The sequence below is a fragment of the Nostoc sp. UIC 10890 genome, from assembly GCF_054786515.1.
In genome coordinates this window covers 1,045,098-1,071,767 of the sequence record NZ_JBSGKF010000001.1, presented here as the reverse complement: position 1 = coordinate 1,071,767, position 26,670 = coordinate 1,045,098, and the positions used below count along the sequence as shown (strand labels likewise).

Here is a 26,670-nt window from a genome sequence, read left to right as displayed (position 1 = left end):
TCTTATTTACTTATTACCACACCACTTTTGTTATAAATTTCGCAATTAAGTTAAAAAACCTAGATTATCACCACTAAGAGGTTGTTTGAGAAGTCATGATTGATGTATCAAATATTTTTTACCCCACCCTAACCCTCCCCTTATAAAGGGGAGGGAACTGGATTTTCCGGTTTCCCCCCTTTATAAGGGGGGATTAAGGGGGGTAATAATGTGATTAAAATTACAGCAAACAACTTTTCAAACAACCACTAACATTGCGCTTTAAGTTACTAAAATAATGAGTTTAGTTACCAGCACTACGATTTTTGTTACAAACATCATTATTTTTGTTACATTATTACGAGTTTAGTTACCATCACTACGATTTTTGTTACAAACATCATTATTTTTGTTACATTGTTACGAGTTTAGTTACCATCACTACGATTTTTGTTACAAACATCATAGTTTAGTTGATATTGCTGAGTGAATTGTTATATTCGACACTAAATTTTGTGGATTTTACCCAACCAAAATTAGGTTTTAGTAGGGCAAGCTAGCTCTAGAACACCATAAAAAGAAGATAATTATGCCTCGGCAAAAGCGTACATATCGCGTTTTAGAGAAAGCTGAATTGAGAATCGCCGGACTCAAAGCAATTGATCCCAGCATGGATTTTGGGGATGCTCGAAATTTGCAAAATCTTACACAAATAATTCAGCAGTACCGTAGCAAAATAGATGCTTATAATACTACTCTAGCTGTGATTGACTCTTACACAAATGAGATGAAAGAGTTGGAAACAACTTTGAGCGACTTGACTGGAAAAATGCTCCTTGGAGTTGCCTTTAAGTACGGCAAAGATAGCCGTGAATATGAAATGGCGGGTGGTGTTCGCAAAAGCGATCGCATTCGCAAAAGCACAGCAACACGCTTAAGGGCAACTCCAGTTGTATCATAATTGGGAACAAAGAAATTACCCCCCTTAATCCCCCCTTGGCAAGGGGGGAAACCGGAAAATCTAGTTCCCTCCTTTTTGCAAGTCGTCTTTGTCTTTGCGAAGCCAAAACAAAAAAACGGAAAATCTAGTTCCCTCCTTTTTGCAAGTCGTCTTTGTCTTTGCGAAGCCAAAACAAAAAAACGGAAAATCTAGTTCCCTCCCCTTTGCAAGGGGAGGGTTAGGGTGGGGTAAAATCTAGGCCTCCTGCCTCCTTCAATTAGAAATCCCCACTTCCTCATTCCGCCGCTTTTTTCCAAGGAAGTTTGACTGTAAATCGACTACCTTTGCCTAACTGACTTTCAGCATGGACAGTTCCACCGTGCAACTCGACAATTTTTTGCACCATGACTAATCCTAAACCGGTGCCTGGGGAACGTTGGGTAGAAGCGTTTTCAACTTGCACAAAAGGTTGAAATAATTTAAAAAGGTCATCGGAAAGCATACCAATACCTGTATCTACCACGCTGAAAAAGATATATTCATTTGTGGAAGTTGGCTGAACTTCAATCCAGACTTCGCCCCCTTCTTTAGTAAACTTGATTGCGTTAGTCAACAAGTTAATAAATACTTGGCGGATGCGGCGTTCATCAACTTGGATGGGTTCAAGTTCTTCGGGTATTTGTGCCCTCAATCGAATATTTTTTTGAAACGCCAGATGTTTGACAAAAGTGAGACTGAAGTCACATATTCCCTGAATTGAAGTAGCAGCTAGTTGCAGTTCTATCTTGCTAGATTGGGTGTCGGTAAGGTCAAGGATTTGGTTAATCAATTCTAGTAGGTTTTTACCGCTAGATTCGAGCATCTTTAAGGATTGGCGCTGTTCTTCACTCACGGGGCCGTACACTTCATCTTGAAGTGCCTCTGTGATTACCAGAATGGAGTTTAAGGGATTTCTCAGTTCATGGTTGATGTTTCCTAAAAAGGTAGTTTTGGCACGATTTGCCACTTCGGCAGCTTCTTTAGCCTCACGCAATGCGGATTCTGCACGTTTGCGATCGCACACTTCTAAAGTCAGGGCGACAAATTCCGCAATTGAGGTAACGAAGTTTTGCTCACTCAGTTCCCATGTCCGAGGAATACCAAGGTGTTCATACAATACTGTTCCCACCATTTCACCCCCAACCCAAATTGAGGTATCAATTAGGGATACAATATTCTTTGGTTCTAGTAGTTCGTCCCATAATTCTTGTACTCGTGGATCGGTGCGAGTGTCGGTGACGGTAATGGTACGAACAGATGCTAAAGCTCTAAAGTAGATTGGATAATCTGCCAAGTAGCGTTCTAGATTAGCCGAATGTCTTTGCTGACTACGTTCATAGAGACTTATGCATTGTAGTTTGGTGCGCTGGCGCAGCTTATCGTGGGCATCGTTATTAAATAACCACACACTCACTTGCTCTACTTCTAAAGCATTGGCTGCTTTTTCTGTGATGATTTTGAATGCTGCTTCTAGATTTCCTTCAAAAATCGCTTTGTTATTTGCTAGTTCTGCCAATACTTGATTATGCTGGCGCAGTTTTTGCTCACTGTTAATTCGTTCTTGAATTTCTTGCTGTAATTTTTGATTTTCCTGCTTAACTTGCAGTTCTAAATCTTCATTTTTAGTAATCAGTGCAGTAAAGGTTTTGCGTAACTGCTGCGTCATCTCGTTGAAAGATTCACCCAACACCTCTAGTTCTTTAATGCCTTGTACTTTCACCACTGAGTTTTTGTCATTGGTAAAATCGATTAAATCTTTTGTCGCCGTGCTGAAGTAGAGAATTGGTTGAGTTATCCAACGGGCGGTGATAATTCCCAATAAAGTAGCTAGTCCCAATACTCCGAGGCAGAGAAAAATTGTGGTTTGAGTGTTGCGCTCAATTTGTCCCATAAAGTCTGCTTCAGGGACAGCTACCACAATTAACCAATTGACATCTGGTTTACCCTGTAACGGTCTAACTTCTAAAAATTGTCGTTTGCCGTCAATAGAGAAATCTAATTGCTGTAAACTTTGAATCTGGTCAAAGTTACTAAATTTAGTTGTTAAATATTTAGCGGTTGCTTGAGTAAAAGAATTCCCACTCTGGGAAGCTGCTAACCGAATGGGTTTACCATTTCGTAAGCGGAACGGTTCTTCTGTTGTGGAAGTTGCAACTAATAGCCCCGATCGCTCGATAATAAAAACTTGCCCAGACTTGCCAACTTTAATATTTTGCAGCAAATCTCCAATTTGTGATGATATATGAGTTAAAGTGCTGTTGACTCCGAGTAACTGACCTTGGGAGTTATAGATGGGTTGAGATGCACTAATGAGGAGTGTGGGGTCAGTGAGGGATGTAAAAATCTGACTAAAGCTGAATTTTTTGGCGTTAACTGCTGCTTGATAATCAGGACGCGATCGCGCATCATAGTTTTTAATCACCTCTGGTAGCTGGGTACGTTGACCTTGAGAGTCAATTCGGTAAGTGTAGAGGTCGTACCCAGTTGACTTTCCGGCTGTTCTGAGCAAAAATTGGCGATCGTTTAGCTTCTCTACCGTTAGGTGTTCTTGCTGTTCATTGCTGGCCGTCAAAGCCAACACATCTGGAAAAATCTTTAACTGCTCTATTAAATATGACTCCCAGGCTGCAAGATTTTCTATCTTCAGCGACCCAATATTAATGACATTTTGATTCTCGCCTAGTACCTGACGCGGGGTTGACAGATAAGTTTGTAAATTCTGCTCGACGCGATTAGCGACTTCATGACGCAATTCGCTAGCCACCTCATTGATTGCTTTTTGCCCGTTGCGAATTGATAAATATGCAGTCAATCCCACAGCTAAGAAGATTTGTAGCATAAATAATGCTACCAAGATGCAACTTAGAGGTATCCCTTTAAACAGGGAAAAAACCCTACCTTGCCCAGTATTTTTGTTCATTTGCCCACTCCCCCTTCCTGTCCTGTAGTACTGAGTACAAAACCTCGACTTCGCTGTTATGTGGGCTGATGCATAGTTTATACTTGGTCGGGTCAAGTGCCAATATACCACTTCTGGCAAAAGAACAAAACGTTAACGTGTCGCGGAAGTCCCCACCTTCAATAGACTTCTTGCAAAAGTCGGGGGAAAGAAAGGGGAAGGGGGAAAGGGGAAGGGGGAAGGGGGAAAGGGGAAAGGGGAAGGGGGAAAGGGGAAGGGGGAAAGGGGAAGGGGGAAAGGGGAAGGGGGAAAGGGTAAAGAAACTTAAAATCTTTTCCCTTTAACCTTTACCCTTTTCCCTAAGAGTGCAAAAACATATTTTTGCAAGAGGTCTAATCCACAGTCGGGGGAAAGGGTAAAGAAACTTAAAATCTTTTCCCTTTAACCTTTACCCTTTTCCCTAAGAGTGCAAAAACATATTTTTGCAAGAGGTCTAATCCACACTTCCCACACTCCTTAAATTTCTCACTTGTGAGAAATCTAGGTTCGCTCCTGGAAGTAGTCGCGCCAGCTTTTGGGTAAGGCTTCAAGTTGAGCAGCTTGGTGAAGTAACTCTGGATTGTTCTGCTCACGAGTATAAAGCTGAGTGATATTTGCAACAGTAATATTGTTGTCATCCCGGCTCACCAACTCTAAAGTGTCTCCGGCTCCGACTTCGCCCTCTTGCAAAACACGACAATAAAATCCGGTTCGACGACTTGCAAGAAATCGTTTAACTATATCAGGTCGTCCAAAGCGAATCCCAAGTTTGTAACAGGGTAGGCGAGGTTGTGTCACCATCAATTTGACAGTGCCAATTTGAAAGCGATCGCCAATATTCACATCTTCTTCTCTCAGTCCAGCGATCGTGAAATTTTCGCCAAAGATGCCTAGCGGTAGCTCTGTATCAGGCAATTCACCTCGCCAGTAATCGTAATGCTCGAATGGATAGACATAAACTGCTTTGTCTGCTCCTCCATGAACGGTTAGATCGGCTTGCCCATCACCGTCTAAATTGAGTAAGCGCACCATCACGCGATCGCTGACTGGTTCTTTAAAAATGCCAGTGCTAACTGTTTTCCCTTTCCAGACCACTTCACGCGGCAGTCCGATATTTACAGAAATGAGTTTCATGAGAATTTTAAATTGGCTAAATTGAATCAACGAAAATCTAGATTGCCGGAGCGATCGTTTTGTGGCATCTAATACCAATTTTTTATGAAGCTGCATATAATTTAATCCCCCCTAGCCCAATACTGCTTGGGCTTTGCATTTTGAACTCGGAATTGGGTTTTGGGAAAAGGTTAAAGGGTAAAGGTTAAAGGTTTTTTCTTTCCCCTTACCCCTTACCCTTTTCCCTTTAACCTTCACATTAAATTGGTATAACCATTACTGCACACATATAGGGTTGCTACCAGGAGTAGCATCAGGATAGAAAGTGCGGACTCCACCATCTCTTCTCACAAATACTGCTTTAAACGTATTACCCTGATCAGTTACATTCAAATGACAAACAGTATTTGTAGAACTGGTATTAGGGTTATTTTTATAACCTAAAGCCACTATAGAAAGAATTTCTTCCGCATTGAGAGTATAAGCATAACCTTTTATAGAGGACTGAGCAGTAGTATTGCCAACTTTGACAATAGCACCAATAGTATAAATGGCATTGGGAACAACTTCTTCTCTGGATGTGTTGTTATTTAATCTTCCAGCTAAACCCTTTTCTTGAAGTTCCACATAACGACCAACAAAGTGCAATCCACCTATAGAACCTCCTGGAACAGGTTCTCCACAGAAAATATGATCAAAACCATCTGCATTAAACCAGACATTAGTCAAATCAGCTAAAAAATCTGCATCGGAAGTGCGTCCCAAAACCAGATATCCTCCTACATATTGTTTAATATTTGCCAAAACAGTAGGATTGTTTGTCATCATCAACTGGAAATTAGAAGGGCTGACAACTGTACCAGGTTGTCCACAAAGATCAGTAACAGCCCTATCAAATATATTCAGAGTTGGAGCAACCGGAGTAACATCCCCTGGGCTGCCGAATGCTAGTCCAGATATAGGATTATTTATATTGTCAAAGAATGGCACAGAACCAGCAGGTAGAGAGGGAGTAGAAGATCCAAAATCAGTAATCACAATATCATCAATGTTAGTTCTGTTGGAAGTTCCATCAGTCTTGCGGATTTCACAACGACCTATGCCAGAAATATTAGGTGTAAAAGTTGCTGTTTGAAGTGATTTAGAACTGGTTGTAACTGTTGAACCAACTGCTGTCCATGAGGTTCCGCTTGTAGTCGAACACCACAACCCCCAAATGGTGTTAGCATCGTTACCGTACTTAGCGTGTTTTATTGTAACTGTACCAATACCTGTGGAGCGATCAAATTTCATCGTAACTTTGCCATTGTTGCGAATGCGAGTAGATTGCGCTCCGCTTTTAACATCACTTGAAGTATTGCCAATCAGAGCATCATTTAAATTCCAAACGCCTGTACTAAGGGTGACATCAGCCACAGCATAAGCTCCCTTTTGTCCAGACTCAAATCCTTCTGAAATTGTGGCGCTAATTGCTCGTAAGGCAAAAAATGAAAGCAGGAAGACCGCTCCTCCTGCTATCTTTAATGGAAATGCTAATTTCAACATAATCAACAGAGTTATATTTTGAGCTAAACACTGATTTTAAAGTTGATTGATTATCGATTGATTAAGCTCTTTTTAAAACTAAAATACTAAGAGGATGTTTGAAAAGTCATGATTGATGTATAAAAATTTTTTACCCCACCCTAGCCCTCCCCTTATAAAGGGGAGGGAACTGGATTTTATTGTTTCCCCCCTTTATAAGGGGGGACTAAGGGGGGTAATAATTCGATTAAAATCACAACATACTACTTTTCAAACAACCTCTAAGAGTACGCGGATTCGCTAACGCTTCTCTACGAGACGCAACGCGTTCGCTATAGCAATCCTAAATAAGTTGTGAAAATGCGCGATGTCTAGATCCCCGACTTTTAGAAGAAGTCGGGGATCTAATTTTTCACGAATGATTTAGGATTGCTATATTCAGTCGGGGATTCAGACCGACGCAGGAATTTTTGAACGACCAAATCGTAAATTTAGTCGTTCAAAAAGCCGGTTATTCATCTGCCACTCGCACAGAAAACATTGCTAAATTCTGACTCCTGACTCCTGAATTCTGTTCGATAAATATGAAAGAAATTGATGAAAAACCCGATCAATTGGTTTCTGGTTGAGATTTATCAGTTCTAACCGACGTTATTAACGAAATCTAACTGTAGACAGATGAAATGTGAAGCGTTACTGTTATTGGGAACGTCTTTTTTTGTGTTTAGGCTATATTCAAGTCTAGGCGCTAGAGAGAAAGAGTTAATCACTCAAGATTGCTTCTAATTGTACTGCATCCTGACCCAAGACATAGGTTTTATTACTCATGCTCAACGTATCCACTCACAATTCTCAACAAAATCAACAATTAATTGACAATACTGACTGGAACGTTATTGAAACGGAGTTTGACCCAACGCAGTTACATCACAAGGAAACCGTCTTCACTCTTGGTAATGGGTTGTTAGGAGTGCGGGGTACGTTTGAAGAAGGGTATTCTCAGGATTTTCCAGCTACACTCATTCACGGTGTTTATGATGATGTGAAAATTGCTAATACCGAACTGGTAAACTGTCCCAACTGGCTACCATTGGTAGTAAAAGTAGCTGGCGATCGCTTTAGCCTAGACAGTGGTAAAATTCTCAACTATGAACGCCGCCTTGATCTACGCTTAGGTTTAGTTAGTCGTGATGTGCGCTGGCGTAGTCCTAATGGTCATACCCTAGATTTTCACTTCGAGCGGTTCACGAGTTTAGCAGACCAACATGCTTTGGCGATTCGCGCTCAAGTTACATCGGTAGACTTTGAGGGTGAAATCACCATCGAAGCAGGATTTGACAGCGAACCACATAACCAAGGCGTCAAACATTGGCGAACCTTAAACCAAGGTGGCATAGATCAGATAATCTGGTTAAACAGTCAAACCATCCACTCAGGTATTCAATTGGGAATGGCGGCTAAGTTAGTGGTAGATGGTGATGAGACTACAGCCGTGAGCATCGAAAATGCCTCTAGTTCTCCCACTTTGACAACCACCTTGGAGTTATACCCAGGAAAAACGGCGATTGTAGAAAAGATTGTCACCCTGTTTACTTCACGAGAGAAAGAAATTCCCGTTGCAGCCGCTCTACAAAGACTCGCTGATGAACCGAGATATACTACCCTGTTAGCAGCTCACATTGCGGCATGGGAACAAGTGTGGCAAGACAGTGACATTATTATAGAAGGCGATCGCTTGGCTCAATTAAGCGTCCGTTACAATCTGTTCCAATTACTAGCTGTAACACCGCGTCACGATAACCGAGTCAGCATCCCTCCCAAAACCCTCTCTGGTTTTGCCTATAGTGGACATATCTTTTGGGATACGGAAATATTCATCCTTCCCTTTCTCACCTTAACTCAACCAGCCCTAGCGCGAAACTTGCTCACCTACCGCTACCACACCTTACCAGGAGCTAGACGCAAAGCTCAAGAAGCAGGTTATCAAGGAGCGATGTTTGCTTGGGAAAGTGCTACTACTGGCGATGAAGTAACTCCGCGCTGGGTACCTGCTCCCAACGGTGAATTAATCCGCATCTGGTGCGGTGACATTGAAGTGCATATCACCGCTGATGTTGCTTATGCAGTTTTACACTACTGGCAAACTACCAACGATGATGACTGGATGCGTGATTATGGCGCGGAAATTCTTCTTGATACGGCTGTGTTTTGGGAAAGTCGGGTGCAGTGGAATCAAGAGCGCCACAGCTATGACATCCTAGATGTGATTGGCCCTGATGAAAATCACGATCGCGTCGATAATAATGCCTTTACCAATCTTATGGTACGGTGGCATTTGCAGTCAGCTTTGGCGCTGTGGGACTGGCTCAAACAAGCTTACCCTGAAACATCAGCAGAACTGGTGCAAAAACTCAACTTAACCACAGAACGTCTGCACAATTGGGCAGAAATTCAAGAGCGCCTATTTGTCAATGAAGATGCCCAAACGGGTTTAATTGAGCAGTTTGAAGGCTTTTACCAGTTAGAAGACGTTAACCTGGCTGATTACGAACCGCGCAGCAAATCATTGCAAGGTTTGTTGGGAATTGAAGCTACAAGCCAAAAGCAGATTCTTAAGCAACCAGATGTATTGATGCTGTTGTATTTATTGCGCGATCGCTACGACTATAACACCCTTGTCACCAACTGGGACTATTACACCCAACGCACCGACCACAGTTATGGTTCATCACTAGGCCCAGCGATTCACGCCATCTTAGCTTGCGACCTTAATAAACCAACCGAAGCCTATACACATTTTCTGCGATCGGCCTTGGTAGACTTAGAAGATGTAAGACTTAACGCCGCCGAAGGAATTCACGCCGCCAGTGCTGGAGGAGTATGGCAAGCAGTAGTTTTTGGGTTTGCCGGTATTCGGATGACTCAATTTGGCCCCGTTGCTTGTCCCAACCTACCACCTAACTGGACGCGTTTGAAGTTTCGCCTGCAATGGCGTAACGAGTGGTATGACTTCGACTTACAAGCTGAAGCAGAAGTCAAAGTTCCCGCATTGGTAAATACACACTCGAAAATTAGTGAGGTTGTGTTCGAGTTAGATGAAGTTTTAATTGATAGCTCAGAGTTTCACTTTTAGAAGCGAGAGTTAGTTATAGGACTTACGCAAAACTATCGCTGTAGGGGCAATTTATGAATTGCCCCTACCTGAAAATTATGCTTTTCGGCTATTCTTTGTGTAATACCAATTCTCCAGAAGATGGCTACGGATAATGACGCTCTTACGCGTAGATTGATCTGTTGTGAGATTATAGAGAATTGGTATAACTTAACTATAAATCCGAGCAAAAAGCCTTTGTTCAGAACATTGAATAGATGGGAACTCTAACGAATAAGCTTAATTACAGTATCCCACCCAAAACTACCAATGATGCCCCATTCTGCTCATGCCACTTTGGGCCAATCTTCTTACCCTCGCTTAACTAGAAGCCTAAGTGCTATTGAAAGTTGGGGCTTTGGTTTGACAGCTCATATTTCTTGGACAGCATTGGTTCCAGCAATTCATTTTGCTCTCGGTTCCCAAGCTATTTTTGTCTGGATACCTGCGGTGATTTTTGGAATGCTGCTCAACTATCAAGTCAAACGCTTGGGTATGCATTTTATAAATGTGGCAGGAGGAACACCTAACTATGCTAGTAAGCTACTGCAACACTACCCAGGACTTGCTAGCTATGGAGCAATTGGATACCTTCTCAATTGGGTTTCTTACTTAGCAGTTAATACAATCGTACTTAAAGACTTAATTAAGGTGAATCTAGAAGCGCTGGGTATTGCCTGTCCAGACATACTTCTGGAGATTAGCTTTACACTGTTGCCGTTTATCGTCGCCTTTAGTGGTACTCGCGCCCTGAGTATTTTACATTTGTTTTTTGTAATTCCAGCCTTTGGACTGTTAATGACTTTCTGCATCCAAGGTCTTTGTTGGTTAGCTTTTTCTCCCGTTAGTCCTGGGTTTTTTCCTAGCAATTGGTCACCTTTGAGCTTTGTAGATTGGGCAAAGTGGTTCTTTTTCGTCAGCTATGCAACCTACAGCTGTGAAACGGCTTCTTCTTTTGTTGCCGATAGCCGCCACCCCACCCAGACGCTACGTTTTCTAGATGTTGCTGCTTGGATGATGCCACCTATCTTTTTAGGGGGGTCTTGGATAGTAATGCGGTTAGCAACAAATCCCAACCTTCAAGACAATGCTTTCTTGAATCTTGTGGCGGCTTCCCAGCCCTTTTGGGGAAGATTTGCTGGTGTCAGTGTTTCCTTTTTGCTAGTAGCTGCAAGTCTTTTAGGTTCGGCAACGGTGGTTTCTAATTGCCCGCGAATTTTGTATCAATTGGCTTTAGATAAACACATCTCACCAGTATTTTCTGTTGTATCACGTCGGGGTGTGTTTGCCCCAGCATTGACATTGACACTGGTATTGTGCTTAATCTATCTAATTTGGGGAGATGTCGCGCAAATCGTCGCTGTTGGTAACATCGGTTGGTTTGTCTCCTTTATGTTACTGCATTTGGGGCTTTGGCTGCGGCGCGATCGCTCGGAAGTTTTATTCCCTCGCATATCTTTAGGTATTCTGCTATTAGAAGTTGTGGTGCTGTTGGTGGGTGGACTAGCTTGGGGTTGGCTCAACTTGCTCATTGGGTTATTATTTCCCATTGGTGTCATGGCAATAGATGCAGTGATTCGCCGGGTGAACTTCCCTCCGTTCCATCCCAGTTGGTGGATGCAGCGATATCGCACGCGTCCTGTGGTAATTATCAAAGATTCAGTAATTCTTCAGGTGAGCATCCTGATTTTTTTATTGTGTAGTGCAGTAGCAGTTGGCTGGTTATTTGGTGTCAAACTTAATCAAGTGACAACTGCGGGGGGTGAAAATATATTTGTAGTGCTGCTAATGAGTGTGGCATTTGTGGGAGTTGCGATCGCCTGTTGGACAAGTTTACCTCAAGTGGTTGCGATCGCAGAAGCCAGAGAAGCTGCCGAACACCTGTTTACTGTCGCCCAGGATGGTATTTTAGTCGTAGATGACCAAGGCATTATCCAGCAAGCTAACCCAGCTACCGAATCTTTCTTTGGTGTCAGTCCATCTGAGTTGCAGGGAAATCACCTCAACAAATGGCTACCCACATTAGTCTACTATCCAGACCAGTGGGCAAAGCGTAGCGAACAAACCCTACTCAGCAATGGGAAAAACAGAACCTTAGAAGTTTCCATTTCAGATAGACCCCATCAAGATTTTCAAGAGTATGTCGTCATTCTTCACGATATTACCCAGCGTAAGCAAGCAGAGCAGATATTGCGATATTCAGAAGCACAATTGCGCCAAGAGGCAAAGCAGCTAGCATCTCAATTGGTGCAGAGCGAAAAAATGTCTAGTTTGGGGCAGTTGGTAGCAGGTGTAGCGCACGAAATCAACAACCCAGTCAACTTTATCTATGGCAATATCGCCCATGCCAATCAATATATTCAAGATTTACTAAGACTACTGCAACTATATCAGCAAAACTATCCTAATCCAGGAACGGAAATTCAAAAAGAAACAGAAGCTATCGACTTAGATTTTCTGATTGCAGACTTACCGAACTTGCTCACTTCTATGACAGTTGGTGCCGAACGAATCACAGAAATTGTCTTATCTCTGCGAAACTTTTCCCGATTAGATGAAGCACAAATGAAAGCTGTGAATATCCATGAAGGCATAGATAATACGTTGATGATTTTGGAACATCGCCTCAAACCTAAATCTAACTATCTAGCAATTGAGGTGATCAAAGAGTATGGTGATCTGCCATTAGTAGAATGTTATGCTGGACAACTTAATCAAGTATTTATGAATCTTCTGGCAAATGCGATCGATGCTTTAGAAGAGGCAGTGGAAAATGGTCGATGGGGAATAGAGAAAGCAGCACTCTCTACTCCCCAAATTTATATTCATACTCAACTCAGTAGCGACAATCAGGTAGTTATTCGCATTGGTGACAATGGTATAGGCATTCCAGAAAACATACAAAAACATTTATTTGAACCATTTTTTACTACTAAACCAGTTGGTAAAGGTACTGGGTTAGGTTTATCTATTAGTTACCAGATTATCACTCAAAAACATCGGGGAAAATTACAATGTATTTCTGCTCCTGGTGAGGGAACAGAATTTTTAATTGTAATTCCGTTAAACCAGTAAGCTATCAGAGTTAGCGTGTCTCAAACTCCTGAGTTATATTGATTATAAGTTTCGATCCCTAGGATAGGATTTAACAAGTAAATAGGCTCTAAGAGGATGTTTGAAAAGTCCTCTTGTTGGTATTAAAAGTTTTAGATCCCTCAAAGTCTCCCTTAAAAAGGGAGACTTTGATTCCGGCTCCCACCTTTTTAAGCTACGGTGTACACACAAGTCAAATTACCCCCCTTAATCCCCCCTTGGAAAGGGGGGAAAAAGAAATCTAGTTCCCTCCCCTTTCCAAGGGGAGGGTTAGGGTGGGGTAAAGATGAATTGCAATAACAGGGAATAAACAAATCTAGTTTTTGGCGGGGTTTCAATCCCTAATAGGGATTTTGATGAATTGCAATTTCACAGTGGCGGGTGATACCCAGCAATATGTAGTGTTTCAATCCCTAATAGGGATTTTGATGAATTGCAATGCTTTATTCTTTATGTGGTATATCTTCTTGCAGGTTTCAATCCCTAATAGGGATTTTGATGAATTGCAATAAGGTGTACCGGGGGCCCCTGGTGTACCCGGTAGAGTTTCAATCCCTAATAGGGATTTTGATGAATTGCAATTTGGAAGGATTTACCCAAAATTTTTCACTTAGACGGTTTCAATCCCTAATAGGGATTTTGATGAATTGCAATAATAATCTTTAGCATTGGCATTCAGTTCTTTCTCGGTTTCAATCCCTAATAGGGATTTTGATGAATTGCAATTTGTTTTCTGCTTTGTCGTCTTCTTTTACAGCTTTGTTTCAATCCCTAATAGGGATTTTGATGAATTGCAATGCTATTGATAGCTTGTCGAGAAATGAACCTCAAAGGTTTCAATCCCTAATAGGGATTTTGATGAATTGCAATTCTTCAATATCTTCTTGTTCAAAGTATGCAATTTGTTTCAATCCCTAATAGGGATTTTGATGAATTGCAATCCGATGCCGAAGCCAGGCAGCTAATGTTAATACTGGGTTTCAATCCCTAATAGGGATTTTGATGAATTGCAATTGTATAAGAGAATATTATCATAAGCTACCTGTTGTTTCAATCCCTAATAGGGATTTTGATGAATTGCAATACTAAAAGTTCACCTAGTTCATCTTCTTGTCTGAGTTTCAATCCCTAATAGGGATTTTGATGAATTGCAATAGCGGCAGCCCGAAAGCCTAGCTGTATTTAGTTTTCAAGGTGCGGTTGCGCGGATTTAGAGCAATAATAGCATTAGAGAATTCCTTTGGGAAGAGTATTGAGAAAGGTTGAAGACTGAAACCCAAGTTTTGTAAGCATTTCAGATATTGCGCGGATGGTAATTGGGCAACAAGTGGGGTGAAATGCTTGCTGGTATTGAGATAGAGGCACTTTTTTGAGGCTGTAGAATTTCTACACCTACCCTTTCGCGCATTTGACATCCAGGAACCTAACCAGAAAGAGGATTAAAATCGCTGACCTGTAGTCACTTCAAATCTTAATTCTCCTTGGTCGCTAATTCCAAAGTCGCCTCGAATCAACCCAAAAGATGACTTTACACGCAATCCTAAGCCGTAACCAAAGCCACTTCCAGGTTTATCTCGCAACACTCCTGGTTCTCCTAGCACGGTTTCGCTAGACCCGAAATCGGAAGCGAGGTCAGTAAAGAGAACTCCGCCGATTGAATGAAAAATTGGGAACCGATATTCTACTGAAACTAAACCATAACTCCGACCACTGGCAATTTTTCCATAACCGTAACCCCTGACAGAATCCGGCCCACCAATATTAAAAGCATCAGCTGGTGGAAAGTTTCCAATAGTCGTACCAATTTGTAAATTAATCGCCAACATTTCTGGATGGTCGGTTTGTCTACCATTACCGATCCAACTGACTGGTAAATAATGAATATAATCTCCCTGTAGGCGATTGCTGGAAATATTACCCAATCCAATGGGAATCGCTTGTTCTGTGCTGAGGGTGAGAATTGATCCTTGAGTGGGATTGTCTCGGCGATCGCGTTGATCTCTGGATACAGCAAAGGATAATGTAAATAGGTCATCAATGCCAGTACCGCTCACAGATAAAGGACTCCCTAATCTATCGGTCTGGACAACGTTATATTCTTGATCGCGTAGGCTAATTCTGGTGTAATTAAAGCTTATTGCTGTATCCCACTCATCAAAAGATTGTAAAACTCCCACGGAACCGCCAAATCTTCCCTCGCGAACTTTGTCACCGTTAGATAATCTGATATCGTCGTTGAAGGTTCCCGATGTATTTCGATTCCGAAAACCTCTGATGCTGTAGCCTAAGCGGTTTGGTTCTTGAGGACGATAAAGACTAGTGAACTGACCATTAAACTGGACATCTTTACCGCTGATTTGCACAGTCGCATCTAATTTATCGTTAATACCGCTAACATTTGCATCTTTATAACCCACCCGACCGTATAGCCCAACATCGTCGTTATTACCGCCTCCTAAAATTAGAGAAGGGAAATTACGCTCTTTGATTTCATAAATGATATTAACGCTGGAAGAATCTTCTTCTCGATAAACATTGACTTCATTAAATGACTCTAATCTCCTCAATCGTTGCAAGTCTGCTGCTAGTAAATCTTCACGGAATACTTGACCAGGTTTGAGTTTGAGCAGACTATTGATAAAATCTATTCGGGTACGTCCTTTGATCGGCTGACCTTTGTCATCAAGTAACTGATCTTTATTATTAATAAAACGAATCTGGATGTCTTTGACAATTCTCTGAGAAAACTCGACAGACTGGGCATCTACTGGAGTTGAGCCTATATAATCACCATATTTGACATAGCCTTCCCCTATCTGTAAGGTAGGTTCTGGTAACAGAATACTACCAGCGCCATCTTCAGTAGCAGATTGCAAGTCTGCAAGGGCCTGTGAATTTTCTCCAGTTATTAAGATGACTGCGATCGCAACTACAGTTATTTGAATACGCATAAATAAAGTTTTTTCATTACACCCTTTCTTCAGTAACTAATGTCAGACTAACCCATTCGCCTTTCTCGTTGTAGCTGCGAATCATCCGCTGGCGTAGGTTTGGCTGAATTAACCAACCAACTTCCAGAAAGAAAGGTTGACGTAACTGCACCTTGAGAGGTGAAGTTGCAGAAGCGCCATCTGGTAACAGTAATACTTGCACCTGCTTTTCTGGGTCTTGATCAAAAAGAACAATGGGGCCTTTGATGGTAGCAGTTGAGTTAATTGTACGTTCTGCAAAAGAAGTGCTTTGAATTAATCGCCCAGTATCATCTAGTTGTAATTTTAAGGTTGTAGAGTAAGTATCAGGCGATCGCCAATCTGGATATATTGTCACTGCTTGACCTTGCCATTCTCCCAACAAATCATTTATCTGTAAGGGTGGACGTTCTGCTGCTGGCGTTCCAGCTAGATGTTCTCGAATTAAGATTAATTCCTTTAGCTGACCAGTATTATCAAACAGTTTCACCAGACGCAAGCGGCGATTTTCATGAACTAAAGCAACTTCTGCGCCAAATTCGGAAAATGGGCCTAATTGAATTAAACCTTCAGAAAATGAACCATTTTCAAAAAATAGGAGACTCCGCCCCAGAGAACTATATTCTTTAACTAAATCATCTCGTCCCGAACGGCACAGAGTTAAGCGCACGGTTTGGTTATTGTTCAAACCTTCTAGGGAAAGACGGCTAGGAGTGTCATTCAGAAGTGTCCCTTGAGGAGAAAAATTGCTAAATGAACCTTCCCAAACACCGAGATTCTGCAAAAAACATTCCCATTGCGATTTCATAGTGATTTTGTTATTTGTTATTTGTTATTTGTCATTGGTCATTTGTCATTTGTCATTGGTCATTTGTCATTTGATTAGCCCTGTTAAGTTGATATGTATAGCGTCGACAAGGGTGAAGTACAATTTTGACCTCTCTCCAAACCTCTCTCCTAAAAGGAGAGAGGCTTTGAATTGTTCCCCCTTCCCGCTTCGGGAAGGGGGTTAGGGGGTTAGGTCTATTTGTATACCTGTACCTCACGGGATTGAAAATGACTATAGGTTTAATTTCATATTTGTTCAAGATAAAACTTCAGTTATTGTTTTAAAATTTTGAAAATTCCAAGTTCAGAGGACAAATGACCAATGACCAATGACCAATGACTATCCTTTAGCAAAACGTCGGACAGCAAATAAGCTCCCCATTAATCCTACAGCTGCACCGAAACTTAAAAGAATCAGGGGCAATAATAAAATTTCTGCTGGAGTGAGTTGCACTCTGTTGGTGATGACTTGGATAAACTCAGGTTGATTGACTAGCAACTTACCGAGAAATTGTTGAATTATAGAAATGAAGCTCCAAGCGATCGCACCACCAACTAAACCAAAAGCAATTCCTTGTAAAATAAACGGTAGGTAAATCCAAGCAGAAGTTGCTCCCACTAGTTGCATAATTTCAATTTCTTGGCGTCGCGCTGTGACAATCAGCCTAATTGTGGTGGTAGTGACTGCGATCGCTGTTAAAGTCAGAATAATTGTAATTGTTAAGGTAATCCAGTTCAGACCTTGGTGCAATTGGGCAATGCGTTTGACTGCTTCATCAACATACTGCACCGTCTCAACTCCTGGCAACTTAGCCAACTGCGTTGCTAAATTTGGCACAACTTCAGAATTACGCGCTTTCACCTTCATCTCATCAACCAGAGGATTCTCACCTAGCTGTTGGGTAGTACCCTCAATATCAGAAATTCTCATTTCCTTAACTAACTTAGTCCAAGCTTCCTCTTTAGTGATGGTTTGTATCGCCGCCACCTCTGACATTTTTGCGATCAGTGGCTCAATACTTTCCATTTGCGTATCCGGTTCGAGATAAACTGATACTTCTAGCTGGCTACCAAACTGATAGAGGAGTTTTTCGACTTGCCAAGAGGTTTGCAAACTCAAGCCGAATAGAAACAGTAACACTGTCACAGTACTTACAGCGGCCCAATTCATCCAACCTCCCCGCATTAAACCGAGGAAAGTTTCTTTGAGTAGATAATCAAGTTTCGTGAGAGATTTAAACACAGATCACCCCGGTCAATAATTCGTAATTCGTAATTCGTAATTCGTAATTCATAGTTCCCAATTCCCCATTCCCAATTCCCCACTCCCCAGCTTGATAGAATTAGAATATAGCGGTTCTCAGTTGAGTCCAATACAGACCTAACCCCCAGCCCCTTCCCTTGTAGGGAAGGGGAGTAAGACTCAAAGCCTCTCTCCTTTTAGGAGAGAGGTTTGGAGAGAGGTCAAAGTCTATTGCATATAAACGAGAATCGCTATAGTAGGAATTTTCACCATCTAGCCATCTGAGACTCATGCCCTCTGAAATTGCTGTAGAGAAAAAAAAGTTAAAAAATCCACCTTTGGAGCTTCATTATTTAGGCGATCGCGTGCTGCGTCAAGCTGCAAAGCGGATTTCTAAGGTTGATGATGAACTTCGCCAAATAGTGCGCGAAATGCTGCAAACTATGTACAGCAAGGATGGCATTGGTTTGGCTGCACCCCAAGTAGGAATTCACAAACAACTAATTGTCATCGACTTGGAACCAGAGAACGCAGCTAATCAGCCTTTGGTGTTGATTAACCCCACCATTAAACAAGTCAGCCGCGACATCTCTGTTGCCCAAGAAGGATGCTTGAGTATCCCTAACGTATATCTAGACGTGAAGCGCCCCGAACTCGTGGAAATTGCCTATAAAGATGAATACGGCCGTCCCCGGACATTAAAGGCGAATGACCTTTTGGGACGCTGCATTCAGCACGAGATGGATCACCTTAACGGCGTGGTATTTGTAGATCGTGTAGAAAACTCCTTGACTTTAGCCCAGGAGCTATCTAAGAATGGCTTCTCGTATCAAGCGGTGAAACCAATAGTATAGGGGGCTAGCAGTGTATTTAACTCCAAAAAGCGGTTTATTTCTGGGTGGTTCTTGTGTAAGTGCGATCGCAGCTGTCGGTTCGATTTTTGAACTCAGTTACGGACAACCAGATTTTGGTGTCACAGCTACGGCAATTATCCTGGTATTGAGTATTCCACTCACAGGATTATTTTTTATTGCCGCAGTGAAGGACGCAAGGGCTAACATGAAATAAGCATCAGGTACATAAAAAAGGTAAAAGGATGAGGAAAAAGGCAAAATTCATTCTTTTACCTTTTATTTTTGCTCTCCATCTTCCACTGCGCTGAGATTAAGTTTTTTGTTGGGGCTACTTGATTGCTTTTCCTGGCAAATGGGCATCGTTTGCGATCGCTTCTAAAATAGAAGAATGCTGTCAACTCCCACTCAACTACTGCGACTGTCTCAAGGACAACTCAACTTACTAGAAGCTTGTCCGCGTAAATTTCAACACACTTACCTAGAAAAACTCAATTCGCCCTCAAATCCAGAACAAGAAGAACGGCTAACTTTAGGTAGTCGCTTTCACTTGCTAATGCAACAGCGAGAAATGGGTTTGCCAATTGATAGTTTCCTGCAAGCGGATGCTCAACTGCAAAGCTGGATGCTAGGTTTTGCCGATGCAGCCCCAGAAATCTTAACGCCTGCATCTGATAATCAAACTTTCCGTGAAAGTGAACACTACCGAACTCTGCAAGTTCAGGACTATTTGCTGTCGGTTGTCTATGATTTATTGATTGCAGATAACCAACAAGCACAAATTCTCGACTGGAAAACTTATCCTAAACCACCCAACAAACGTCAGTTAGAATCCAACTGGCAAACACGGCTTTATCTGTATGTATTGGCTGAAACTAGCGACTATTTGCCAGAAAATATTTCCATGACTTACTGGTTTGTCCAATCTGAGGGCAAGCCGCAAAATATTAAATTTAATTACAATACTGCTCAACACACAAGAACAGCAAAGAGAGTTAATCAACTGTTAAGCCAGTTAACTAATTTGTTGGAAGATTACCAAAATAACCAGCAGTTTCCTCAAGTGGTGGAGGGTAGCAATACCTGTGATCATTGTCAGTTTGCCAAACGGTGCTATACCTACGGCGGTAAACTACGCACACAAGGCATTGAAGAAGCAGTAAAAGACTCATTACCAAACTTTGACAGCATTCCAGAAGTCTCACTCAACCCCATACATTAATGTGAGTGAGTTCGACAAGTCTTATTTGACCTCTCCCCCAGCCCCTCTCCGATGCGAAGAGGGGAGCAAAAAGCGGAATTTTTCTTGCTCCTCCCTTTCCGTTTCCCAGAGGGAGGCTGGGAGGGAGAGGTTCATCGAACTCACGTTACATTAGAGGATGTTTGTAAAATCCAATAGAGGTATAAAGAAATTAAAAATTAATATAAAATTATGTCAAACTTTGACGAAACTGAAGCAATTTATGTACGCGAATTAGGAATTGATGACATTGCTCCCGTTTACCACTTGGGAGAAGGTTTATTTACCAGCGATTTATATCCTTATTTATACCGCACCTGGGACGAATGGGAGGTGATTGGACTTTACAACACCGATCCCGAATACTGTCTTGTGGCTGAAACAGATGGAGAATTAGCAGGATTCATTTTAGGAACCATCATCACCAAAGCATCCTGGACTTACGGATATATTTTATGGCTAGGAGTTAGTCCGAAGTATCAGCGTCGGGGAGTTGCAGACAAGCTAGTTGATAAAGTCGTCGCCCGGATGATTGAAGATGGGGCGCGGTTTATGTTGGTAGATACTGACCCCACCAATACTTCAGCATTAAAGTTTTTTAGTCGCAAAGGTTTTGGTAATATCCGCCAGCATATTTTCTTGTCGATGAATTTAAGCAAGCACGAATATTATGGCAGATTAATTGATTACGAACACCAAAAAGCTGAAAGAGCCGGTTACAGGCGATCGCGTCCAGCAATTCGTGCCCGTAAACCTGATAGTGTTGCAAATGAAGTCATCCTCAATCCTCTAGTGAATGAATCTCAAGCAACTGAAGATCAATCTCCAATCTAAAAGGATGTGTAAAAGGGACTGGGGATTGGGGACTGGGGATTAGGGATTGGGGACTGGGTTTTAAAAGTCCTCTAGTCGGTAGCAAAACGTTTTAGATCCCCCTAAATCCCCCTTAAAAAGGGGGGACTTTTAGAGACTTTCCCCCCTTGGTAAGCTACGGTGTACACACAAGTCGAAAAAAGCTTGATTTTCCATTCTTCTCTCGTTTATCTCGTTTACCTCGTTTTTATCTCGTTCCCATGTTCTACATGGGAATGCTCCTCGTGGAGGCTCTGCCTCCAATCTGGCATTGAGTCAGAGACTCAATGAATGCATTCCCAGTCGGAGACTGGGAACGAGGAAAGTCTTATCAAGCTAGGTTTTTAGGACTTGTGTATACACAGTAGCTTTTTAAGGGGGGTTGGGGGGATCAACAAGTGCCTAAAATTACAGCCAACCACTTTTCAAACATCCTTTAACAAAAGTTAGGAGTTAGGATGCTCTAGGAGCAACTTTTAATTGGGATTGTTAATTTTGAATTGTGAATTCGGAGCACAGTGACGTGACTTATGTGTATAGAATTTGGGCGGGAAATCTGCGGCAATCTTGACATTGCAGAATCGCGGGAGTGGTTAGTTACTAACGGTATTGGTGGTTATGCCTCTGGGACTATAGCTGGTTTATTGACCCGCCGCTATCATGGACTACTGGTAGCAGCATTGAAACCACCTCTAGGTCGTACCTTAATGGTGGCAAAACTAGATGAAACTGTCCTGTACGATACTCGCTCTTATTCTCTAGATACCAATCGTTGGGCTGATGGTATTGTCAGTACCCAGGGTTATCAAAATATTGAACGTTTTTCTCTGGAAGGTACAATTCCTGTATGGCGTTTTGCTGTTGCTGATGCCTTATTAGAAAAACGGGTGTGGATGCAACAAGGCGCAAACACAACTTATGTCCAATATACTTTGCGTCGTGCCACCCAACCGCTGAAGTTAACCCTCAAAGCAATAGTCAACTACCGCGATTATCACAGCGATACTCAAAGCAATGATTGGCAGATGTCTGTAGAGGAGGTAGAACAGGGGATTTGTGTAACTGCTTATCCGGGTGCTGTACCACTATATCTACTGAGTGATTCACCTAAAGGCGATGCCTACGGCGGCAAGCTACGCAACGCTTCACGCCCTAGTGTATCTGTTGTCCACAATTGGTATCATGGCTTTGACTTAGCAGTTGAACGCTATCGGGGATTGAGAGATAAAGAAGACCACCTCCACGCTGCCACCTTTGAAGTTACACTGAATCCTGGAGAAGCGATCGCCTTTGTAGTCACCACAGAAAAGCAACCAAATCTCAATGGTGAAGCTGCACTAAAGTTACGTCGCGCTCAAGAGCAAAAGTTAACAGGATTTTGGAAAACTAATCGACCCCTGAAAACTAAGGAATCACCTAGCTGGATCAACCATCTAGTACTAGCTGCTGACCAGTTTATTGTTGATCGCTCATTGCCAGAAGACCCATACGGCAAAACCATCATCGCTGGTTATCACTGGTTTAGCGACTGGGGACGCGACACCATGATTAGTCTACCTGGTTTGACAATTTCCACTGGTCGCCCAGAGGTAGCACGCTCAATTCTTCGCACCTTTGCCAGATACGTAGACCAAGGAATGTTGCCTAATCGCTTTCCTGATGCAGGTGAGCAACCAGAATATAATACAGTCGATGCTACTCTCTGGTACTTTGAAGCAGTCCGCGCTTACTACAGCGCTACGGACGATGATACTTTGCTTGGTGAACTCTTTCCCATACTTGCAGACATCATTGATTGGCACTGTCGCGGTACACGCTACAACATTCACCTCGATGCAGCCGATGGCTTACTTTATGCAGGTGTTGCTGGTGTACAACTGACCTGGATGGATGCCAAAGTTGATGATTGGGTAGTTACGCCCCGAATTGGCAAACCGATTGAAGTTAACGCCCTCTGGTACAATGCTTTACGGGCAATGGCAAAATTTGCCCGTCAACTTGGTAAACCACACCAAGAATATGAAGCAATGGCAGAGCGAGCAAAGTATAGATTTTCTCGCTTCTGGAATGACGAGACAGGTTATTGCTATGACGTTTTAGACAGTCCTGATGGTGATGATGCGTTATTGCGTCCTAACCAAATCTTTGCTGTTTCATTACCAGAAAGTCCGCTCACACCTGCCCAGCAAAAGGGTGTGGTGGAGGCTTGCGGGCGATCGCTGCTAACTTCTTATGGGTTGCGATCGCTAGCCCCCGATCATCCCCAATACCAGGGTAAATACGGTGGCAACCAGTATCAACGTGATGGAGCTTACCACCAAGGGACAGTTTGGGGTTGGTTGTTGGGACCGTTCGTCTTAGCACACCTGCGCGTCTACAAAAATCCTGAGCAGGCTCGTCAATTTTTAGAACCAATGGCTAATCATCTCAAAGCACACGGTGTTGGTAATCTCAGCGAAATTTTTGATGGTGATGCCCCCATGACTCCACGGGGATGTATTGCCCAAGCGTGGACAGTAGCAGAGGTTTTGCGTGCTTGGTTGGCTACGGAGAGTTGATGCGGGGAATAACTTAGGATTTTAAAGATTAATTGACTAAAGTGCAGATATGCACAGGGGGATATTATGACAAATTTAACCCAAGAAGAAATCAGATTAGCAGAAGCCTTGAGTCACAAGGCTCATTGGCGGAGATGGGGGCCATATTTGAGCGATCGCCAATGGGGAACGGTGCGCGAAGACTACAGCCCCAATGGTACAGCCTGGGACTATTTCACGCACGAGCAGGCTCGTTCTCGCGCCTATCGTTGGGGTGAAGATGGGATTGCTGGCATTTCTGATAATCATCAACGACTTTGTTTTGCGATCGCACTTTGGAATGGCGAAGATTCTATTCTTAAAGAAAGAATTTTTGGTCTAACCGGTAGCGAAGGAAATCATGGAGAGGATGTTAAAGAATATTACTTTTATCTAGACAATACTCCTACCCATTCTTACATGAAAGCGCTTTACAAATATCCCCATAAAGCCTTTCCCTACTCCCAATTAGTTGCAGAAAATCAACGCAGAAATCGTCATGAGCCAGAATTTGAATTACTAGATACAGGTATATTTGATGAAAATCGTTACTTTGATGTCTTTATCGAATATGCCAAAAATTCTGCTGAAGATATTCTCATCCAAATAAAAGTAATCAACCAGGGACCAGAAGCAAAAACACTACACCTGTTACCTACTCTCTGGTTTCGTAATACTTGGTGCTGGAATGGTGATACCAGCAAACCTACTTTAAAACAGATCGAATCTGGTAATGACTTTCATGTGGTTGAGGTGTTTCACTCAACTTTAGGTAAAAGGTGGCTGTATTGTCAGGAAGCAAACGAAATTCTATTTACAGAAAACGAAACAAATTATCAGCGATTGTTTGGTTATTCTAATTCGTCTGCTTATGTCAAAGATGGCATTAATGACTATATAATCCAGGGGAAAAAAGAGGCAGTAAATACAAATAAAGTTGGCACTAAAGCATCTGCTAATTATTTGTTGATAGTTGGTGCAGGTCAAACTAAAATCGTTAAATTGCGATTGAGTGATATACAAAATTTAGTTGAGGTATTTGGCAAAGAATTCGATACAATCTTTTGGGAACGACAACAGGAAGCAGATAAATTTTATCAGCGCGTTACACCATTTCAACTCAATGAAGATATGCGAAATGTGCAACGACAAGCATTTGCTGGAATGCTGTGGAGTAAACAATATTATCACTATGTTATAGAGGATTGGCTCAAAGGCGATCGCAATACACCAGCGCCACCTCCAGAACGCCAACAAGGCAGAAACCGGGAATGGTTTCATCTCTACAATAAAGATATTCTTTCTATGCCCGATAAGTGGGAATATCCTTGGTTTGCGGCTTGGGATTTGGCATTTCATACCATTCCTTTAGCAATGATTGACCCTGATTTTGCTAAGTATCAGTTGGATGTTTTAACACGGGAATGGTATATGCATCCTAACGGGCAAATTCCTGCTTATGAATGGGCTTTTGGTGATGTTAATCCACCTGTTCACGCTTGGGCAACTTGGCGTATTTATAAGATTGAAAAAAAGATTTATGGACGAGCAGATAGACAGTTTTTAGAACGGGTATTTCAAAAGCTGATGCTCAATTTCACCTGGTGGGTAAATCGCAAAGATACTGCGGGTAACAACGTCTTTCAAGGGGGATTTCTCGGTTTAGATAACATTGGTGTATTTGACCGTAGCGCAGCTTTACCTACTGGCGGACATATTGACCAATCTGATGGTACAAGTTGGATGGGGATGTATTGTTTAAATATGTTAGCGATCGCTCTCGAATTAGCCAAGACCAATCCTGTTTACGAAGACATTGCTACCAAGTTCTTTGAGCATTTTCTTTACATTGCCGATGCTATGAATAAAATCGGCGAAATGGAAGCCAGTTTGTGGCATGAGTCTGATGAATTTTACTACGATGTGCTGCATTTACCTGAACGGCAGATTACCTTAAAAGTCAGGTCAATGGTAGGATTAATTCCTTTATTTGCCATTGAAACTATTGAACCAGAAATTTTAAAACTGCTTCCTGGTTTTAAAAAGCGATTAGAATGGTTTATCCAAAACCGTCCTGACTTGCGGCAAAATGTGGCTTGTATGGAAACAAAAGGATTGGGTGCGAGGAGATTGCTGGCGATCGTTTCTAGAGATAAGCTCAGAAGTATTCTGCAAAAAATGCTGGATGAAAGCGAGTTTTTTGGACCTTACGGGATTCGGGCACTTTCTCGATTTCACGCCGAAAATCCTTATATTTTTGATGTTAACGGTTCGCAATTTCGAGTTGATTATGAACCTGCTGAATCTAGCAGTGGTTTATTTGGTGGGAATTCTAACTGGCGCGGCCCCGTTTGGTTTCCCGTAAATTTCATCCTAATTGAATCTCTACAAAAGTTTCATTATTATCTCGGAGACGATTTCAAAGTGGAATGTCCGACCGGTTCTGGTCAGATGATGACACTTTGGGAAGTTGCATCAGAATTATCTCAAAGGTTAATCAGAATTTTCTTGCAAAATGACTCTGGTAAACGTCCTGTTTATGGTGGAATGCAAAAGTTTCAAAACGATCCACACTGGCAAAACTTGATTTTATTCTATGAGTATTTTCATGGTGATAACGGAGCCGGAATTGGCGCTAGTCATCAAACTGGCTGGACAGGTTTAGTTGCCAAATTAATTCAGCAATTTGGTGAATATGAAGCACCGCATCAAGAACCAGAAATAGACGAGGATAAAGAAGCGATCGCTCTAACATAAGTACCTCTAAACCTGCTCCTCCCTCATCCTCATTAAAAAGACTTGTTATTTGCCTTTATTCTTTCTGGTTAAATAGCAAGATACCAATACAGTTCAGATAAGACCAAAACACTTGTAGAGACGGCAAATTATCGAGTCTCGAAAACCCACAATTTTGTACAATTAGCCCTTAACCCAAGCGTATTGCTTTTAGAGGATGTTTGAAAAGTTTTGGGCGAATATAATTCGCTACTAAACAGGCTAAGTTCACCTGCGTGGACTAGCAGAAAATCGAGTTTTATAACCCGAGTAGGCGGGTTTTGTATGTGTAGCCGGGACTTCTAGTCGCAGAGGCAAGTAATAATTTAGACTTTTCAAACAACCTCTTAGTACCTGCCTTGAATCAAGCTAGAAAGATAAAACAAATAGGATTAAAAATTTTAAGTTAATTCTCAGTAGAAATTAATTTAATTACCAGTAAATGCATTTAAATTATGATTAGAGGAGGATTAGTGGAGTTGAAAGAGCGATAAAATAAAAACATTTAGCAATCTTTTTGGAATGGCTGCACTTTTCACTGTAGGTCTACAACAGAGGT

The 26,670-nt window shown here is 42.0% G+C and carries 15 protein-coding genes and 1 CRISPR repeat array; of the genes, 9 read left to right on the top strand and 6 right to left on the bottom strand.

Features of this window, described 5'->3' with window-relative positions; genetic code table 11:
* The first annotated feature begins 568 nt into the window (after positions 1 to 568).
* A complete protein-coding gene (locus tag ACWATR_RS04215) occupies positions 569 to 940 on the top strand; it encodes a hypothetical protein (RefSeq protein WP_181930255.1) in 372 nt (123 codons plus the stop codon).
* 274 nt (positions 941 to 1,214) lie between these two features.
* On the opposite strand, the gene ACWATR_RS04210 is transcribed toward ACWATR_RS04215, so the two are convergent.
* From ACWATR_RS04210 to ACWATR_RS04200, 3 genes are all read right to left on the bottom strand, one after another.
* Positions 1,215 to 3,878: a sensor histidine kinase gene (locus ACWATR_RS04210; RefSeq protein ID WP_460329795.1), complete on the bottom strand. Its 2,664-nt coding sequence runs from the start codon at positions 3,876 to 3,878 to the stop codon at positions 1,215 to 1,217.
* A gap of 519 nt (positions 3,879 to 4,397) precedes the next feature.
* Positions 4,398 to 5,126: an MOSC domain-containing protein gene (locus ACWATR_RS04205; RefSeq protein ID WP_460329793.1), complete on the bottom strand. Its 729-nt coding sequence runs from the start codon at positions 5,124 to 5,126 to the stop codon at positions 4,398 to 4,400.
* A gap of 159 nt (positions 5,127 to 5,285) precedes the next feature.
* Complete coding sequence (locus tag ACWATR_RS04200) at positions 5,286 to 6,554, bottom strand: EndoU domain-containing protein (RefSeq protein ID WP_460329791.1); 1,269 nt, start codon at positions 6,552 to 6,554, stop codon at positions 5,286 to 5,288.
* 805 nt (positions 6,555 to 7,359) lie between these two features.
* Here ACWATR_RS04200 and ACWATR_RS04195 point away from each other — a divergent pair.
* Both ACWATR_RS04195 and ACWATR_RS04190 read left to right on the top strand, forming a co-directional pair.
* Positions 7,360 to 9,666, top strand: coding sequence for a glycoside hydrolase family 65 protein (locus tag ACWATR_RS04195; RefSeq protein WP_460329789.1), 2,307 nt, complete (start codon positions 7,360 to 7,362; stop codon positions 9,664 to 9,666).
* A gap of 288 nt (positions 9,667 to 9,954) precedes the next feature.
* Positions 9,955 to 12,759: an ATP-binding protein gene (locus tag ACWATR_RS04190; protein ID WP_460329787.1), complete on the top strand. Its 2,805-nt coding sequence runs from the start codon at positions 9,955 to 9,957 to the stop codon at positions 12,757 to 12,759.
* A gap of 349 nt (positions 12,760 to 13,108) precedes the next feature.
* Positions 13,109 to 13,932: a CRISPR direct-repeat array (repeat unit 37 nt; unit sequence GTTTCAATCCCTAATAGGGATTTTGATGAATTGCAAT).
* 284 nt (positions 13,933 to 14,216) lie between these two features.
* On the opposite strand, the gene ACWATR_RS04185 is transcribed toward ACWATR_RS04190, so the two are convergent.
* From ACWATR_RS04185 to ACWATR_RS04175, 3 genes are all read right to left on the bottom strand, one after another.
* The gene (locus ACWATR_RS04185; RefSeq protein WP_460329785.1) at positions 14,217 to 15,728 is read right to left on the bottom strand and encodes a BamA/TamA family outer membrane protein; all 1,512 of its coding nucleotides are present in this window, start codon (positions 15,726 to 15,728) and stop codon (positions 14,217 to 14,219) included.
* Between the two features lie 16 nt (positions 15,729 to 15,744).
* The gene (locus tag ACWATR_RS04180) at positions 15,745 to 16,554 is read right to left on the bottom strand and encodes a DUF3598 family protein (RefSeq protein WP_460329783.1); all 810 of its coding nucleotides are present in this window, start codon (positions 16,552 to 16,554) and stop codon (positions 15,745 to 15,747) included.
* Positions 16,555 to 16,914: 360 nt separating this feature from the next.
* Entirely contained in the window at positions 16,915 to 17,817 is a 903-nt protein-coding gene (locus ACWATR_RS04175; protein WP_460329781.1) for a cell division protein FtsX, read from the bottom strand.
* A 290-nt stretch (positions 17,818 to 18,107) separates the two neighbouring features.
* Between ACWATR_RS04175 and def the strand changes: the two genes are divergently transcribed.
* The 6 genes from def to ACWATR_RS04145 all read left to right on the top strand — a co-directional run bounded on the left by def (position 18,108) and on the right by ACWATR_RS04145 (position 26,093).
* A complete protein-coding gene (def, locus tag ACWATR_RS04170; protein ID WP_069074108.1) occupies positions 18,108 to 18,671 on the top strand; it encodes a peptide deformylase in 564 nt (187 codons plus the stop codon).
* Between the two features lie 10 nt (positions 18,672 to 18,681).
* Positions 18,682 to 18,885, top strand: a complete 204-nt coding sequence (locus ACWATR_RS04165; protein ID WP_069074107.1) for a hypothetical protein — start codon at positions 18,682 to 18,684, stop codon at positions 18,883 to 18,885.
* A 174-nt stretch (positions 18,886 to 19,059) separates the two neighbouring features.
* Positions 19,060 to 19,890 (top strand): PD-(D/E)XK nuclease family protein, encoded by an 831-nt coding sequence (locus tag ACWATR_RS04160; protein ID WP_460329779.1) that lies wholly within the window; start codon positions 19,060 to 19,062, stop codon positions 19,888 to 19,890.
* 210 nt (positions 19,891 to 20,100) lie between these two features.
* Complete coding sequence (locus ACWATR_RS04155; protein ID WP_460329777.1) at positions 20,101 to 20,742, top strand: GNAT family N-acetyltransferase; 642 nt, start codon at positions 20,101 to 20,103, stop codon at positions 20,740 to 20,742.
* A 548-nt stretch (positions 20,743 to 21,290) separates the two neighbouring features.
* Positions 21,291 to 23,318 (top strand): amylo-alpha-1,6-glucosidase, encoded by a 2,028-nt coding sequence (locus ACWATR_RS04150; protein WP_460329775.1) that lies wholly within the window; start codon positions 21,291 to 21,293, stop codon positions 23,316 to 23,318.
* 66 nt (positions 23,319 to 23,384) lie between these two features.
* A complete protein-coding gene (locus ACWATR_RS04145; protein WP_460329773.1) occupies positions 23,385 to 26,093 on the top strand; it encodes an MGH1-like glycoside hydrolase domain-containing protein in 2,709 nt (902 codons plus the stop codon).
* Positions 26,094 to 26,670 lie beyond the last annotated feature (577 nt).

Coding starts and splice junctions, on each gene's coding strand:
- ACWATR_RS04215 (WP_181930255.1), top strand. CDS start 569: ATGCCTCGGCAAAAGCGTACATATCGCGTTTTAGAGAAAGCTGAATTG.
- ACWATR_RS04210 (WP_460329795.1), bottom strand. CDS start 3,878: ATGAACAAAAATACTGGGCAAGGTAGGGTTTTTTCCCTGTTTAAAGGG.
- ACWATR_RS04205 (WP_460329793.1), bottom strand. CDS start 5,126: ATGCAGCTTCATAAAAAATTGGTATTAGATGCCACAAAACGATCGCTC.
- ACWATR_RS04200 (WP_460329791.1), bottom strand. CDS start 6,554: ATGTTGAAATTAGCATTTCCATTAAAGATAGCAGGAGGAGCGGTCTTC.
- ACWATR_RS04195 (WP_460329789.1), top strand. CDS start 7,360: ATGCTCAACGTATCCACTCACAATTCTCAACAAAATCAACAATTAATT.
- ACWATR_RS04190 (WP_460329787.1), top strand. CDS start 9,955: ATGATGCCCCATTCTGCTCATGCCACTTTGGGCCAATCTTCTTACCCT.
- ACWATR_RS04185 (WP_460329785.1), bottom strand. CDS start 15,728: ATGCGTATTCAAATAACTGTAGTTGCGATCGCAGTCATCTTAATAACT.
- ACWATR_RS04180 (WP_460329783.1), bottom strand. CDS start 16,554: ATGAAATCGCAATGGGAATGTTTTTTGCAGAATCTCGGTGTTTGGGAA.
- def (WP_069074108.1), top strand. CDS start 18,108: ATGCCCTCTGAAATTGCTGTAGAGAAAAAAAAGTTAAAAAATCCACCT.
- ACWATR_RS04160 (WP_460329779.1), top strand. CDS start 19,060: ATGCTGTCAACTCCCACTCAACTACTGCGACTGTCTCAAGGACAACTC.
- ACWATR_RS04155 (WP_460329777.1), top strand. CDS start 20,101: ATGTCAAACTTTGACGAAACTGAAGCAATTTATGTACGCGAATTAGGA.
- ACWATR_RS04150 (WP_460329775.1), top strand. CDS start 21,291: ATGTGTATAGAATTTGGGCGGGAAATCTGCGGCAATCTTGACATTGCA.
- ACWATR_RS04145 (WP_460329773.1), top strand. CDS start 23,385: ATGACAAATTTAACCCAAGAAGAAATCAGATTAGCAGAAGCCTTGAGT.